Source organism: Burkholderia sp. BCC1998, from assembly GCF_905339875.1.
In the GTDB taxonomy this organism is placed as follows: Bacteria; Pseudomonadota; Gammaproteobacteria; order Burkholderiales; family Burkholderiaceae; genus Burkholderia.
This window is the reverse complement of sequence record NZ_CAJPHE010000011.1, coordinates 102,764-117,335: the sequence shown is the minus strand read 5'-3', so window position 1 is coordinate 117,335 and position 14,572 is coordinate 102,764. Positions and strand designations below refer to the sequence as shown.

General features: G+C 68.7%; 17 protein-coding genes. 12 read left to right on the top strand and 5 right to left on the bottom strand.

What is annotated here, in order from left to right:
• The first annotated feature begins 2 nt into the window (after nt 1–2).
• The 6 genes from ltnD to denD all read left to right on the top strand — a co-directional run bounded on the left by ltnD (nt 3) and on the right by denD (nt 6,139).
• Complete coding sequence (gene ltnD / locus U5A56_RS20145; RefSeq protein WP_321924190.1) at nt 3–893, top strand: L-threonate dehydrogenase; 891 nt, start codon at nt 3–5, stop codon at nt 891–893.
• A gap of 19 nt (nt 894–912) precedes the next feature.
• Nucleotides 913–2,199 (top strand): 3-oxo-tetronate kinase, encoded by a 1,287-nt coding sequence (gene otnK / locus U5A56_RS20140; RefSeq protein ID WP_321924188.1) that lies wholly within the window; start codon nt 913–915, stop codon nt 2,197–2,199.
• Entirely contained in the window at nt 2,199–2,837 is a 639-nt protein-coding gene (locus tag U5A56_RS20135; protein ID WP_044844447.1) for an aldolase, read from the top strand. The genes otnK and U5A56_RS20135 overlap by 1 nt, the downstream gene beginning before the upstream one ends.
• 140 nt (nt 2,838–2,977) lie before the next feature.
• Nucleotides 2,978–4,303 carry an MFS transporter gene (locus U5A56_RS20130; RefSeq protein WP_124666863.1) on the top strand — a complete coding sequence of 442 codons (1,326 nt, stop codon included), beginning with the start codon at nt 2,978–2,980 and terminating at the stop codon, nt 4,301–4,303.
• Nucleotides 4,304–4,362: 59 nt separating this feature from the next.
• Nucleotides 4,363–5,139, top strand: a complete 777-nt coding sequence (gene otnI / locus U5A56_RS20125) for a 2-oxo-tetronate isomerase (RefSeq protein ID WP_124521414.1) — start codon at nt 4,363–4,365, stop codon at nt 5,137–5,139.
• A 28-nt stretch (nt 5,140–5,167) separates the two neighbouring features.
• Nucleotides 5,168–6,139, top strand: coding sequence for a D-erythronate dehydrogenase (denD, locus tag U5A56_RS20120; RefSeq protein ID WP_321924186.1), 972 nt, complete (start codon nt 5,168–5,170; stop codon nt 6,137–6,139).
• A 79-nt stretch (nt 6,140–6,218) separates the two neighbouring features.
• On the opposite strand, the gene U5A56_RS20115 is transcribed toward denD, so the two are convergent.
• Entirely contained in the window at nt 6,219–7,307 is a 1,089-nt protein-coding gene (locus U5A56_RS20115; protein WP_321924184.1) for a lysylphosphatidylglycerol synthase domain-containing protein, read from the bottom strand.
• Nucleotides 7,304–8,473 (bottom strand): bacteriohopanetetrol glucosamine biosynthesis glycosyltransferase HpnI, encoded by a 1,170-nt coding sequence (gene hpnI, locus U5A56_RS20110; protein WP_321924183.1) that lies wholly within the window; start codon nt 8,471–8,473, stop codon nt 7,304–7,306. The genes U5A56_RS20115 and hpnI overlap by 4 nt, the downstream gene beginning before the upstream one ends.
• Before the next feature lie 251 nt (nt 8,474–8,724).
• Here hpnI and U5A56_RS20105 point away from each other — a divergent pair, with 251 nt between their 5' ends.
• A complete protein-coding gene (locus U5A56_RS20105) occupies nt 8,725–9,039 on the top strand; it encodes a hypothetical protein (protein ID WP_321924182.1) in 315 nt (104 codons plus the stop codon).
• Nucleotides 9,040–9,109: 70 nt separating this feature from the next.
• Nucleotides 9,110–9,637 carry a cytochrome b gene (locus U5A56_RS20100; RefSeq protein ID WP_124521404.1) on the top strand — a complete coding sequence of 176 codons (528 nt, stop codon included), beginning with the start codon at nt 9,110–9,112 and terminating at the stop codon, nt 9,635–9,637.
• Nucleotides 9,638–9,903: 266 nt separating this feature from the next.
• Here U5A56_RS20100 and U5A56_RS20095 read toward each other — a convergent pair whose 3' ends face one another.
• Together U5A56_RS20095 and U5A56_RS20090 are read right to left on the bottom strand one after the other, a co-directional pair.
• Nucleotides 9,904–10,194 (bottom strand): DUF4148 domain-containing protein, encoded by a 291-nt coding sequence (locus U5A56_RS20095; RefSeq protein WP_321924318.1) that lies wholly within the window; start codon nt 10,192–10,194, stop codon nt 9,904–9,906.
• Between the two features lie 71 nt (nt 10,195–10,265).
• Nucleotides 10,266–10,610: a DUF4148 domain-containing protein gene (locus tag U5A56_RS20090; protein WP_321924179.1), complete on the bottom strand. Its 345-nt coding sequence runs from the start codon at nt 10,608–10,610 to the stop codon at nt 10,266–10,268.
• 205 nt (nt 10,611–10,815) lie between these two features.
• Between U5A56_RS20090 and U5A56_RS20085 the strand changes: the two genes are divergently transcribed.
• On the top strand, nt 10,816–11,505 hold the full coding sequence (locus U5A56_RS20085; RefSeq protein WP_321924177.1) for an aspartyl/asparaginyl beta-hydroxylase domain-containing protein: 690 nt from the start codon (nt 10,816–10,818) through the stop codon (nt 11,503–11,505).
• 28 nt (nt 11,506–11,533) lie between these two features.
• Here the strand turns inward: U5A56_RS20085 and U5A56_RS20080 are convergent, their stop codons facing one another.
• Nucleotides 11,534–12,475 carry a LysR substrate-binding domain-containing protein gene (locus U5A56_RS20080; protein WP_321924175.1) on the bottom strand — a complete coding sequence of 314 codons (942 nt, stop codon included), beginning with the start codon at nt 12,473–12,475 and terminating at the stop codon, nt 11,534–11,536.
• Between the two features lie 78 nt (nt 12,476–12,553).
• Here U5A56_RS20080 and U5A56_RS20075 point away from each other — a divergent pair, with 78 nt between their 5' ends.
• The 3 genes from U5A56_RS20075 to U5A56_RS20065 all read left to right on the top strand — a co-directional run bounded on the left by U5A56_RS20075 (nt 12,554) and on the right by U5A56_RS20065 (nt 14,572).
• Nucleotides 12,554–12,952: a nuclear transport factor 2 family protein gene (locus tag U5A56_RS20075; RefSeq protein WP_321811436.1), complete on the top strand. Its 399-nt coding sequence runs from the start codon at nt 12,554–12,556 to the stop codon at nt 12,950–12,952.
• A 145-nt stretch (nt 12,953–13,097) separates the two neighbouring features.
• Nucleotides 13,098–13,367 carry a MoaD/ThiS family protein gene (locus tag U5A56_RS20070; RefSeq protein ID WP_044844433.1) on the top strand — a complete coding sequence of 90 codons (270 nt, stop codon included), beginning with the start codon at nt 13,098–13,100 and terminating at the stop codon, nt 13,365–13,367.
• A gap of 56 nt (nt 13,368–13,423) precedes the next feature.
• Nucleotides 13,424–14,572 carry an exo-alpha-sialidase gene (locus U5A56_RS20065; protein WP_321924173.1) on the top strand — a complete coding sequence of 383 codons (1,149 nt, stop codon included), beginning with the start codon at nt 13,424–13,426 and terminating at the stop codon, nt 14,570–14,572.

Genomic DNA, 14,572 nt, shown 5'->3' with positions numbered 1-14,572 from the left:
CCATGTCACGAAATGTTGGAGTCATCGGCCTCGGCGCGATGGGCCTCGGCGTCGCCCGCTCGCTGCTGCGCGCGGGGTTCCGCGTGCACGCCTGCGACGTGCGCGACACCGTGCTGCAGGCATTCGCGGCCGAAGGCGGCGTGGCCTGCGCGAACCCGGCCGAACTCGGCGCGCAGTGCGACGTCGTCGTCACGCTCGTCGTCAATGCCGCGCAGACCGAAACGGTGCTGTTCGGCGAGCGCGGCGCGGTCGCGGCAATGAAGCCGGGCGGCGTCGTGATCGCGAGTGCGACCGTCGCGCCCGACTTCGCGGTCGCGCTCGGCACGCGCCTCGAGGCCGCAGGCCTGCAGATGCTCGATGCGCCGGTGTCCGGCGGCGCCGCGCGCGCGGCCTCCGGCGAGATGACGATGATGACGTCGGGCCCCGCCGCCGCGTATGCGGCCTGCGATGACGTGCTCGCCGCGATCGCCGGCAAGGTGTATCGCCTCGGCGACGCGCACGGCATCGGCTCGAAGGTGAAGATCATCAACCAGCTGCTGGCCGGCGTGCATATCGCGGCGGCCGCCGAGGCGATGGCGCTGGGCCTGCGCGAAGGCGTCGATGCCGACGCGCTGTACGACGTGATCACGCACAGCGCCGGCAACTCGTGGATGTTCGAGAACCGCGTGCCGCACATCCTGAACGGCGACTACACGCCGCTGTCGGCCGTCGACATCTTCGTGAAGGATCTCGGCCTCGTGCTCGATACCGCGCGCCGCAGCAAGTTCCCGCTGCCGCTGTCGGCCACCGCGCACCAGATGTTCATGAGCGCATCGAGCGCCGGCCACGGCGGCGAGGACGATTCCGCCGTGATCAAGACTTTCCCCGGCATCACGCTGCCGCCCGCCCGCTGATTCGAACGACGTTCCCGCCATGACCGCTTCCGCTTCCCGCCCCCTGCTCGGCTGCATCGCCGACGATTTCACCGGCGCGACCGATCTCGCGAACATGCTCGTCAAGAGCGGCATGCGTACCGTGCAGACGATCGGCGTGCCCGCCGGCGGCACCGCAGTCGATGCCGACGCGATCGTCGTCGCGCTGAAGTCGCGCACGATTCCCGCCGCCGACGCCGTCGCGCAGTCGCTCGCCGCCTACGAATGGTTGCGCGCGCAAGGGTGCCGCCAGTTCTTCTTCAAGTATTGCTCGACGTTCGATTCGACCGACGCGGGCAACATCGGGCCAGTGGCCGACGCGCTGCTCGATGCGGCCGGCGGCGACTTCACGATTGCGTGCCCGGCGTTCCCGGAGAACGGCCGCACGATCTATCGCGGCCACCTGTTCGTCGGCGACGTGCTGCTGAACGAATCCGGGATGGAGAACCACCCGCTCACGCCGATGAAGGACGCGAATCTCGTGCGCGTGCTGCAATGGCAGACGAAGTCGCAAGTCGGCCTGATCCGCTACGACACGATCGCGCTGGGTGCGGCCGCCGTGCGCGAGCGGATCGAGCAGCTGCGCGCGGAAGGCGCGCGCTTCGCGATCGCGGACGCGCTGTCGGATCACGACCTCTACGTGCTCGGCGAAGCGTGCGCGGGCCTGCCGCTCGTCACCGGCGGCTCGGGCGTCGCGCTCGGCCTGCCCGCGAATTTCCGCCGCGTGGACCAACTGCCCGAGCGCGACAACGCGGCCTCGCTGCCGCACATCGACGGATCGTCGGCGGTGCTCGCCGGCAGCGCGTCGAAGGCGACCAACGCACAAGTCGCCGCGTGGCGCGAAAACCGGCCGAGCTTCCGGATCGATCCGCTCGCGGCCTCGCGCGGCGAACCCGTCGTCGACGCAGCGCTCGCGTTCGCACGCTCGCACCTGCCGCAGCCCGTGCTGATCTACGCGACCGCCACGCCCGACGAAGTGAAGGCCGTCCAGCAGGCGCTCGGCGTCGAAGCAGCCGGCCATCTCGTCGAAAGCACGCTCGCGGCGATCGCCCGCGGCCTGCGCGACCTCGGCGTGCGCAAGTTCGTCGTCGCCGGCGGCGAGACGTCCGGCGCGGTCGTGCAGGCGCTCGACGTGAAATCGCTGCAGATCGGCGCGCAGATCGATCCGGGCGTGCCGGCGACGGCCACCGTCGACGCGCAGCCGCTCGGCCTCGCGCTGAAGTCCGGCAACTTCGGCACGGTGGACTTTTTCGACAAGGCGCTGCGCGCACTCGACGGAGCCGCATGATGAGTCACGAAGCGACACTGCGCGAAGAGATCTGCGTCGTCGGCGCGAGCCTGTATGCGCGCGGCCATGCGGTCGGCAGCGCCGGCAACATCAGCGCGCGCCTGGACGACGGCTGGTTGATCACGCCGACCGACGCATGCCTCGGCCGCCTCGACCCGAACGACATCGCGAAGGTCGGCCTCGACGGCCAGCCGGTATCGGGCGGCAGGCCGTCGAAGACGCTTGCGCTGCATCGCGGGATCTACGCGCGCAACGCGCAAGCGCACGGCATCGTCCATACGCATTCGACGCACCTCGTCGCGCTGACGCTCGCGGGCGTGTGGCGCGACACCGACGTGCTGCCGCCGCTCACGCCGTACTACGTGATGAAGGTCGGCCACATTCCGCTGATCCGCTATCGCCGCCCCGGCGACCCGGCCGTCGCGGCCGAAGTCGCGGCGCTCGCCGACCAGGTGCGCGGCGTGCTGCTCGACCGCCTCGGCCCGGTGATGTGGGGGCCGTCGGTGTCGCACGCATCGTATGCGCTCGAGGAACTCGAGGAAACCGCGCGGCTGTGGCTGATGACGGACCCGAAGCCCGAGCCGCTGTCCGACGCCGCGCTCGACGAACTGCGCCAGGCCTTCGGCGCGCGCTGGTAACGCAACGCATCGCGTATTCGAATCACGCAGGACTCCGTAACGATTCCCATGCCCGCCGTGTGCGCGGGCCCTTCCGTCAGCACACACACACGATCCGGCGGCGTACGCGCCGCCGGCATACGACATATCTGGAGACGACGATGACTGCTCTCGACGCGGCCGCAAGCCGCTCGCCCGCCGCGCCCGCCCAATCGGGCGAGCTCGACCGAACCTACAGGAAAGTGTTCTGGCGCATCGTGCCGTTCCTGATGCTCTGCTACGTGGTCGCGTATCTCGACCGCGTGAACGTCGGCTTCGCAAAGCTGCAGATGTCGCAGGACCTCGCGTTCAGCGAAACCGTGTTCGGCCTCGGCGCCGGCATCTTCTTCCTCGGCTACTTCCTGTTCGAGCTGCCGAGCAACCTGCTGATGCACCGCATCGGCGCGCGCATCTGGATCGCGCGAATCATGATCACGTGGGGCCTGCTGTCCGCGGTGTTCGCGTTCGTGAAGACGCCGACGCAGTTCTACGTGCTGCGCTTCCTGCTCGGTCTCGCGGAAGCCGGCTTCTATCCGGGCGTGATCCTCTACCTCACGTACTGGTTCCCGTCGCATCGGCGCGCGAAGATCATCGCGGTGTTCATGTCCGCGATTCCGGTGTCGGGCATCTTCGGCAACCCGCTGTCCGGCTGGATCATGGAGCGCTTCCACGGCGGCTCGGGCTTTCACGGCTGGCAATGGATGTTCGTGATCGAAGCCGTGCCGGCGCTGCTCGTCGGCATCGCGACGATCCTGTATCTCGACAACGGCATCCGCAGCGCGAAGTGGCTCGACGCGCGCGAGAAGCAGCTGCTCGAGGACGAAATCGCCGCGCAGCCGCAGGAACAGCAGCAGCACGGCCATTCGCTGAAGGCCGTGTTCGCCGACCCGCGCATGTGGTGGATGTCGCTGATCTACTTCGCGTTCGTCACCGGCCAGTACGGCCTCACGTTCTGGATGCCGACCCTCGTCAAGTCGACCGGCATCACCGATACGCTCCAGATCGGCCTGCTGTCGGCGATCCCGTTCGTCGTCGCGATCGTCGTGATGAACCTGTTCGGCCACAGCGCGGACAAGCGCCGCGAACGCCGCTGGCACCTGATCGTGCCGGCGCTGATGGGCGCGGTCGGGTTTGCGGTCGCCGCGTCGTACTCGCACAATACGGCGGTGTCGATCGTGTTCCTGTCGCTCGCGGCGGGCGGCGTGCTGACCTGCGCACCGCTGTTCTGGTCGCTGCCGACCGCGTTCCTCGCCGGCTCCGCCGCGGCCGCCGGGATCGCGATCATCAACTCGGTCGGCAACCTCGCCGGGTTCGCGAGCCCGTACGTGATCGGCTACCTGAAGGACGTCACGCACAGCACGTCGTCCGGCATGTACGTGCTGGCCGGCATGCTCGTGATCGGCGCGATCGCCGTGTGGCTCACGCCCGCGAAACTCGTGAACCGTTGACCCTTCATTCGACGCGGGGCGCCGGGCGCCCCGCCCCATTCATTCACCGGACCGCTGCCATGCCCCGCTTCGCCGCCAACCTCTCGATGATGTACACCGAGCACGCGTTCCTCGAACGCTTCGCCGCTGCCTCGCACGACGGCTTCAAGGCCGTCGAGTACCTGTTCCCGTACGACTTCGCCGCCGAGGACATCCGCGCGCGCCTCGACGCGCACGACCTCGAGCAGGCGCTGTTCAACGCGCCGCCCGGCGACTGGGCCGCCGGCGAACGCGGGATCGCATCGCTGCCGGGCCGCGAGGACGAGTTCCGGCGCGGCATCGACCAGGCGCTCGATTATGCGCGCGTGCTCGGCAACAAGAAGCTGCACGTGATGGCCGGGATGGTCGCGCCGGGCGCAGACCGCGCGCGCCATCGCGACACTTACGTGGCGAACCTGCGGCATGCGGCGCAGGCGGCTGCCGCGCACGGCATCACGATCCTGATCGAGCCGATCAACCAGCGCGACATGCCCGGCTATTTCCTGAGCCGCCAGGACGATGCGCACGACATCCGCGCGGAAGTCGGCGCGCCGAACCTGAAGGTGCAGTTCGACTGCTATCACTGCCAGATCGTCGAGGGCGACCTCGCGATGAAGCTCAAGCGCGATTTCGCGGGCATCGGCCACATCCAGATCGCCGGCGTGCCCGAGCGTCACGAGCCGGACATCGGCGAACTCAATTACCCGTACCTGTTCGCGCTGATCGACGCGCTCGGCTACGACGGCTGGATCGGCTGCGAGTATCGCCCGAAGGCCGGCACGTCCGAGGGCCTCGGCTGGCTCAGGCCGTACCTGTAATTTTCGTATTCCTCAGAGGGCAAAGAACATGAAAGTACTGATCACCGGCGGCGCCGGCTTTCTCGGCCAGCGACTCGCGCGCAAGCTGCTCGAACGCGGCGAGCTGACCGGCCCCGACGGCCGGAGCAGCAGGATCGACGAGCTGGTGCTGCTCGACGTCGTCGAGGGCAGCGATTTCGGCGACGCGCGCGTGACGTCGATCGTCGGCGACATCGCCGATCGCGCGGTGCTCGAAAGCGCGATCGACACGCAGACGGGCGCGATCTTCCACCTCGCGGCGATCGTCAGCGGGCAGGCCGAAGCCGATTTCGATCTCGGCATGCGGATCAACCTCGACGCGTCGCGCACGCTGCTCGAAGTGTGCCGCGCGCGCGGCCATCGTCCGCGCGTCGTGTTCACGAGCTCGGTGGCCGTCTACGGCGGCGTGCTGCCCGACGTCGTGCAGGACGATACCGCGCTGAATCCGCAATCGTCGTACGGCGCGGAAAAGGCGATCGCCGAACTGCTGCTGTGCGACTACGCGCGCCGCGGCTTCGTCGACGGCCGCGTGCTGCGGCTGCCGACCATCAGCGTGCGGCCGGGCCGCCCGAACGCGGCTGCGTCGTCGTTCGCGAGCGGCATCATCCGCGAGCCGCTGAACGGCGAGGAAAGCGTGTGCCCGGTGCCGGGGTCGACGCGGCTGTGGCTGCTGTCGCCGCGCGGCGCGATCGACGCGCTCGTCGCCGGTTGCGAGCTCGACAGCGACAAGCTCGGCAACAAGCGCGTGATCAACCTGCCCGGCCTGTCGGTGTCGGTCGACGAGATGATCGCGGCGCTGCGCGAAGTCGCGGGCGACGAGGTCGTGAAGCTGATCCGCCATGCACCGGACGAACGCGTCGAGAAGATCGTCGGCAGCTGGCCGGGCCGCTGGGACACGACGCGCGCGGAAGCGCTCGGGCTGAAGGGCGACACGTCGTTCGCGGACGTCATCCGCAGCCATCTCGCCGACGAACGGCGTTGACGGCCGCGCCGCCCGGCAGGCGAGCGACCGCCCAGGCGTCGCTGCCGCCTGCCCGGCAGGCCGGCAACGTCGGGCTGCATCAGCGCGGCCCGGCGGACTCCCCGACGTGCATCGATGCGCGCTTCGCGCCGGATGGCGAGCGCGCCGCGCCGGCCGCATGCTGCCACGCGAGCAATCCGGGCAGATAGAACAGCAGATCGCGCACTCGTCGCGCGCCGGCGAGCGCCAGACAGGTCGGCGCGTCGAACCCGAGCAGCCCGCCGATCAGCACGAACCCGCCCTCCTGCACGCCCAGCCCGCCCGGCATCACGAACGCGATGCTGCTCAGCAGCTGGATCAGCGCTTCGATCGCGAGCGCCTGCGCGAACGTCGGATCGGCGCCGAGGAAACGCAGCGCGAGCCAGATTTCCAGCGCATAGCCGGCGAACTGCAGCGTCTGCCAGATCACCAGATAGCGGACGACGATACCCGTCTTGCGCCAGATCACAAGGATCGACTGATCGGTGCGTGCCGATTCGCCGACCAGCGCCACCACCTTGCCGCTCGTGACGCGGTTGACCACGCGCATCGCGCGCTCGAACGGCCGCGCGTGCTGAACCAGTGCGAACAGCAGCAGCACCGGCACCAGCGCCGCCATGCCGATGGCGAGGCGCGCGGCCACCTGCGCGGCATCGGACGACACGTGTTCGAGCACGTAGCCGATCGCGACCAGCGCGAACACGAGCTGGCTGATCAACGTCAGCTGCATGTCGGCGACGAGGCTCGCCACGGCGGTCGCCGGGCGTACGCCCGCCTGCCGCAGCAGGCCGAACGACACGATCTCGCCGCCGATTCGCGCGACCGGCAACAATCCGTTGATCGATTCGCGGATCCACACGAGCTTGAGCATCGTCGCGAACGACGGCCGGCGCGGGCCGCGGATCAGCATCCGCCAGTCCCACGCATTCGCGAGCATCGGCAGGATGTGGGCCAGCGCGGCGACCAGCAACCCGGCGCCGGCGATCCGCAGCCGGTGCAGGATCTCCAGCGGATGCTCGCGCCAGACCAGCCACACCGCGAGCACCAGCCCGGCCAGCGCCGCCGCGCGCCCCGCTTGCCGCAGGCGCGCGTCGCGACGCGCGGACCGCCGGTCCGCGCCTTCGAGGTCGGCATGCGTGTCGTGCGTCATGATTTCCCCGCGGGCGACAGCAAGCCCTCGCGGTCGACGCGAAAGCGCGTGCCGCGCCAGACGACGTGCGACGAGAAGAAACTCGACACGAACACCACGAACTGCAGGAAATCGACGAACGGCAACCAGAGCGCGCCGCGCAGACCCGCGCCGGTGGCGCGGCTCGTCTTCAACATCAGCAGCGCCCGCGCGACGAGCGCCGCGAACGCCAGCCCCCAGGCGGCGAGCGTGCCGCCGGAAAACAGCACGGCCAGCACCGCCAGCGGCAACGGGTGCATCAACACCGACCCGGCATGACCGAGCCGGTCCGCCGCGCGGATGGTGCAGCTCCAGCGCAATTCGTGCGCGTACAGCGTGGCGAACGTCTCTTCGACACAGGCGTGCCCGACGACCAACGGCGGGACGACGACCTGCGCGCCGACCTGCCGCACCGCTTCGCCGAGCGCGTGATCCTCGGCCAGGTGATGCGCGAAACGCGCGAGCCCGCCGATGCGTTCGAGCGTCGCGCGCGTGATCGCAATCGTCTGGCCAAAGCACGGACGGGCACGCCCGATGAAAAGCCCGGTGATGACGCCCGGCAGGAAATGATAGTTCGTCATCGCGACGGCGACACCGGGCCAGAAGCCCGGCGACGCGATGCCGCGATACGCGCTCGTCACGATGCCGACTTCCGGCTGCTGCAGCGCGCCGACGACGGCACGCAGATAATCGCGCTCGACCAGCACGTCGCTGTCGGCAAGACACAGCACTGAATGTTCCGCGTGTTCGAGCATGTTGACGAGATTCGCGATCTTGCGGTTCGGCCCGTACAGCCGCGCGTCGGCGACGACCTTGACGTTCGCGTCCGGATGGCGCCTGCGCAACGTTTCGACGGCGGCGAGCGCCGCGTCGCCCGCATCGTGCACGCCGAACAGATGCTGTACCGGCCCCGGATAATCCTGCACGAAGAAGCTTTCGAGATGCTGTACGAGATTCCATTCGTCGCCGTGCAGCGGCTTCGCGACGGTCACGCCCGGATAATCGCACGGCACCGCCCGCGCGCGGGAAAAGAACCGGCCGACCAGCACGCTGGCCGTGACCGTGTAGGCAATGCCGAGCAACACGCCCAGTCCGCAGGCGATCGACATTGCGCCGGCCAGCGCGTGCAGCAGATGCAACAGGATCATGCTTCTCCCCAGTGGTGGCCCAATGACCGCGACGCGCCGGCCGGCACGCGCGAACGCGCGCTCACCCGGACACGCCGCCGTGTCGATTCCCGTCGAGCCGGATATCAAGGACGACCAACCGACGGTACGCGCAATCAGATGACACGACTACCGTACGGCGATCGATTCCGGTCACGCGCACACAGCCGCGAACGTCCGCGGCCCTGAACGCCGCGTGGGCCACCTTACGGGCCGACAGGATCGCGGTCGCGATGACGGTCCGGATGCGGAATGTCATCGCCGTGAAAGACGCTTCGGGTACGCTCGGCGCAAACAGCGCAACCGGCACGACACATCCCCTGGTGGCGCTCGCAACCGACGATCCGGCGCACCACCAGCCCGGTAGCGGGCCCGGGCTGTCGATCGTCGGGCGCATCGCGCGATGGTTCGGCGGCCGAGTGCGGTTCGGGCCCGGCATCGGCGGATACGGCCCCGGCGTCGCGATCGTGTTGCCGTCGGCCGACGCCGCCCGGGTCGAGAGCGCGCATGCGTCACGGGGCGAATCCGATGCGCGGCCGCACGCTTAACGTTTTGTTAAGGATTCGGCCGTAGAATCCTCCGGAAGATACGGTCCCCACCCGCTTGCCAGGAGCTTTCATGTCTACCTCCGCCCGATACGATGCGGTCGCACGCCTTCTCCACTGGCTGATCGTGGCGCTCGTCGTCGCGCAGTATGCGATCGGCTGGACGATGCCCGACGTGCATCGCGATACGCAACCGGTCGGCCTGATCGCCGCGCACCTGATCGTGGGCACCGCGCTGCTCGCCGCGATGGCTTGCCGCGTGCTCTGGCGCGTGACGCATCGTCCGCCCGCCGACCAGCTGTCGCCCGCGATGCGCGCCGTGTCCGGCGCGACGCACTTCGGGCTCTACGCGCTGCTGATCGCGGTGCCGTTGCTTGGCTGGATCAATGCGTCATCGCGTGCCTGGGCCGTGACGCTGCTCGGCATCGTGCCGCTGCCTGCGCTGTCGGCGGCCGGATCGGGATTCGGACATGCGATGGGCGACGTGCACGGCATCCTCGCGTGGGTGCTGTTCGGCGGCATCTGCCTTCACGTCGCGGCCGCGGTCGCGCATCGTTTCATCCTGCGCGACCAGGTCATGCAGCGGATGATGCCCTGGTAATCCCGCCGCCGGCATCCTTGCGCGTCATCGCGGACAGCAGTCCGCCGATGACGGATCGCATCTCGCCCGCATCACTGCTCATCCCGCGATCCACCTGCGCGCCCAACGGAAGCGGGCAACGAGACGATCGCGGCGCCGCGCGAAGCGGCGCGCGATCGACAGCCTGGCCGTCCGTGCCGTTCGACCGGGCCGCGTGCCGCGAACGGCATGCGTATCGCCATACCGCGAACACGACGGCCTGAAGACACACACGTACATGTCGGCTCCTAGTTGCCGGCCTGCGCCGGCATGACGGAGGCCGGCGCGGCAGCCGAAGCCGAAGCCGAAGCCGAAGCCGCCATCCTCGCGCGATCCTGCTCGGCGAGCTTCGCCTGCGCGGCCTGAATGTCCGCCGGATATTCGCCGTCATCCCCCTTCGACGGATCGTACCCGGCCGCTTCCAGACGAATCAGCTCCTCGCGAACCTGGGCACGCGTGAGCGGCGCATTCGATTGCGCGAATGCGGACTGACCGGAGATTGCGCCGATCATCATCAGTAGTGCGATATAAGTTTTCATCATCAACTCCTTCAATGTTGCGTGCCGATCAACCTTCGTGAATGTCGAACCCGCCGCGGCGGTCCGCTGCGTCAGCTTCCGAAATACGGCGTGCAAAAGCTCTCGGGGCCGACGCATGCGGCCGGGCGCGGACGGGTCGGTTGCGCCGCCGGCCTGCCCGCATCGGACGTCCCCGCCGGATCGCCGCCGACCGCGGTTTCGGCCTGATGCCGAGGCAGTTGCCCGGCCTGCTGCTGGAACAGCGGGCTTACGTCCGGATACGACGTATCGGTCACGAAGCGCAGCCCGTTGGTTCCGGCGTCGATCAGTTGCTGCCTGACCTGCGCGCGCGTCAGTGCCTGTGCCGACGCAGGCGTCGCGACACTCGCGACGGACATCGCCGCCACCGTGGCGGCCACCAGCCAATGCGTATTCATGCTCCACTCCTTCGGAAGTCAACGAAACGAGGTGCTACACCCGTATGACGACGCGGGGCGTACGTTTATTCCCGGAATGCCGGAGCGCTCGCACCGGACCTTCATCGATCTGTCATTCTTTCGTCAGCCGGCGTAACCTGACGTAACGCAGGCCCCACCGCGCGTGGGGCAGACTGACGACACCTTGTGGATCGCCCCTTCGATCATGTCCGTCGCTTACGACTATGCAGCCGGCCTGCTTCGCACGCTGTACGACCGCCATCTCGACGGCGGCGCCGTGCTCGATACGGCCGTGTTTCCCGACGCCGAGCGATTCGTTCGTGCGTGGCCGGCCATTCGCGCGGAAGCGCTGGCCGTCGCGCGCGACCTGCCGCGCATCCCGCGCTTCCACGAGATCATGCGCGAGCAGCACGACATCTCGGCCAACGATGCGCGCGACTGGCGGATGTTCATCATGCAGGCTTACGGCCAGCCGTTCCCGCGCAACCTGTCGCGCTGCCCGACCGTCGAATCGATCGTCGCGGCGTCGCCGGACGTGCTGTCCGCGTCGCTGTCGTTCCTCGCGCCCGGCAAACACATCCCGCCGCATCGCGGGCCGTTCCGCGGCATCCTGCGCGGTTATCTGGTGCTGTCGATGCCGAAGCGCGCGGATGGCACGCCGGCCGCCGTGCTGAAGGTCGACGGCCGCGACTACCGGCTCGACGAAGGCTGCTTCCTGCTGTGGGACGACACCTTCGTGCACGAAGTGTGGAACGACAGCGACGAAGTGCGGATCGTGCTGCTGCTCGATATCCGCCGGCGCGGCATGCCGCGCTTGCTGATGTGGCTGTCGAATGCGGTGATCGGCGTCGTGCGGCTCGGGATCAGGGTGCGGGGGCGGTCGATTCCGGTTTAGCAACCCGCCCGGCGCACGCGCGTTGCGGTCAATCCTCGCGCGCAAGCCGCGTCAGCACCTCCGTGAGCGCTTGAATCGCGGGTTGAGCGGCGCGCTGCACCGGGTACACGAGGTAATAGCCCAGACCGTTGCGCACCACCTCCGGAAACGGCGCGACCAGCGCGCCGGCTTCCAGCCGATCCGCCGCCATGCGCGGATCGCCGATCGCGACGCCGTGCCCGTCCGACGCGGCCGTCAATGTCAGCTCGAGCGTATCGAACACGAGCCCGGTGCCCGGGTCGACCTGCGTTGCGCCGACGCCGGCCAGCCAGCATCGCCATTCGTCGCGATTGCTGGCGGGATGCAGCAGTGTCGCGCGCGCGAGATCGGCGATCGACTTCAGCGCCGCGCCCGCCTCGCGCGTACACATCGGCGTGAGGCATTCGTCGAACAGCGGCACGGCCACCATGCCCGCCCAGCTTCCGCTGCCGCGCACGACGATCGCATCGAAACCGGCGTCGGTGAAATCCGGCGTGTCGTCCGCCGACGTGTGAATGCGCAACTCCGTGCGCGGCAACGCATGATTGAGCGCCGACAGCCGCGGCAGCAGCCAGCGTATCGCGAACGTGGAGGGCAAGCGCAATGTGAGGGTCGACGCGGCATGCGCATGCGCGCGCGCGTGTTGCGCCAGTTGCGAGAGTACGTCGACGGCCACCGTCAGCAATGCGCCGCCTTCCGTGGTCAACGTCAATCCCGACGCATGACGGACGAACAACGCACACCGGTAATGCGCTTCCAGTTGCTGCACCTGACGGCTCACTGCGCCCTGGGTCCGGCACAGATGCTCGGCCGCGCGGTTGAAGCTGCCGAGTTCGGCGGCGGCGACGAACGCCTGGAATGCCGTCAGCGGCGGCAGCGCACGGGTGAGATCCGCGAGCGGATATGCGCGGGCGGCATACCCGGGTTGCGGATTATTCGTTTGTTCGGTCATCGCTGCATCGCTATCGTGGTTGAACCGGTTCGCGACGGCTGTCGTGGCTGGCTCGTCAACAATCAGCGGAGAAATACCATGGTCTCGTCGTCCGACGCACTATACACGCGGCAGGTCGATACCTACCTGAAAGCGCTCGAGAGCGGCGACGTCGCCGCGATCTGCGCATTGTTCACGCCGGATGCGCAGATATTTTCGCCGTTCCTCGGCTGGATGGCGCCACAACCCTTCTTCGAAAAAGTCGCGGCGGCCTCCGGACCAAGCCGGATCACGCCGATCGACATCTGCGTCAGCGCCACGGGCGCACGTCGGGCCACCGGCTATTTCGTCTACGACTGGGGACTGAAGGACGGCACCGCGGTGCGGTTCGAGTGTGTCGACGTATTCGAATTCGACGACGACGCGCGCATCGAGCGCATGATCATCGTCTACGACACCTATCCGATCCGCAGTACGGTCGGCGACAAGTACGCATAGCGCGTCGACGGAGATCGGGCACCCCGGCCGTTGCGCGGCGCAGCAACGGCGCCGCGCCGCCGGCCGTACGGCAATGTCGCTGCCGGCCCGATCGATCGCCTACACTACAGACCGTCCCCCCGCACGGCTCCTGCCAGCCACCGCCATGGCACACCTCTTCTTCGCGGCGTCGATCCAGCGCCATATCGACACGCCCGAGCGCGACATCGACGCACGGACGCTCGGCGAAGCGCTTGAAACCGTCTTCGGCGAACAGCCGCGGCTGCGCGGCTATATCGTCGATGACCAGGGCGCGCTGCGAAAGCACCTGTCGGTGTTCATCGACGGCCAGCCGGTACGCGACCGGCAACATCTGTCCGATCCGCTCGGCAACGGCAGCCGCGTGTACGTCGTGCAGGCGCTGTCCGGCGGATAAAGGGACGCATCGCCATCCAAACGAGCGCGCGGCCGCGCCCACAGGAGACATCCGACATGAACGATCGACTGCTCGTCGCGACCCGCAAGGGCCTGTTCGTGCTGCACGCCGACGGGAACGGCGGCTGGGCGCTCGGCGAGCCGCACTTCGTCGGCGAACCGGTCAGCATGGCGCTGGCCGACCCGCGCGACGGCACGCTGTATGCGGCGCTCAATCTCGGCCATTTCGGGGTCAAGCTGCACCGCAGGCGTGCCGGTGCCGCCGCATGGGAAGAATGTGCGGTCCCCGTCTATCCGCCGCAGCCCGCCGACGAACCGCGCGCCGACGTCAGCGCCCATGCCGGCACCGGCGACGCGCACGACGAAGCGCCCACCCCGCCCCGCCCGCCGTGGACCCTTCAGCAGATCTGGTCGCTCGAAACCGGCGGCGCGGACGAACCGGGCGCATTGTGGGCCGGCACGATCCCGGGCGGCCTCTTCCGCTCCGACGACGGCGGCGATTCGTGGGCGCTCAACCGCCCGCTGTGGGATCGCCCGGAGCGCCCCGAGTGGTTCGGCGGCGGCTACGATGCGCCGGGCATCCATTCGGTGATGGTCGATCCGCGCGACAGCCGGCACGTGACGATCGGCATCTCGTGCGGCGGCGTCTGGCAGACCTTCGACGGCGGCGCGACCTGGCGGGTCAGCGCCGACGGCATGGAGGCCGACTACATGCCGCCCGAGCGGCGCGGCGAACCCAACGTGCAGGACCCGCATCGCGTCGTCCAGTGCGCGGCCAACCCCGATGTGCTGTGGACCCAGCATCACTGCGCGATCTTCCGCTCGACCGACGGTGCCGCGCACTGGCAGCGGATCGAAGCGCAGCCATCGAGCTTCGGCTTCGCGGTCGCCGTGCATCCGGCAGACCCCGACACTGCGTGGTTCGTCCCCGCCGTGAAGGATGCGTGCCGGATTCCGGTGAACGGCCGCTTCGTCGTCACGCGTACGCGCGACGGCGGCCGCAGTTTCGAGAGCCTGTCGAACGGGTTGCCGCCTGCGCCGGCCTACGATCTCGTCTATCGGCACGGGCTCGCGGTGGACGACACCGGCACGCGTCTCGCGATGGCGTCGACGACGGGCGGGTTATGGACCTCCGCGGACGGCGGCGAAAACTGGCGGCAGGTCTCCGCGCATTTGCCACCGGTGTATTGCGTGCGCTTCGGATAA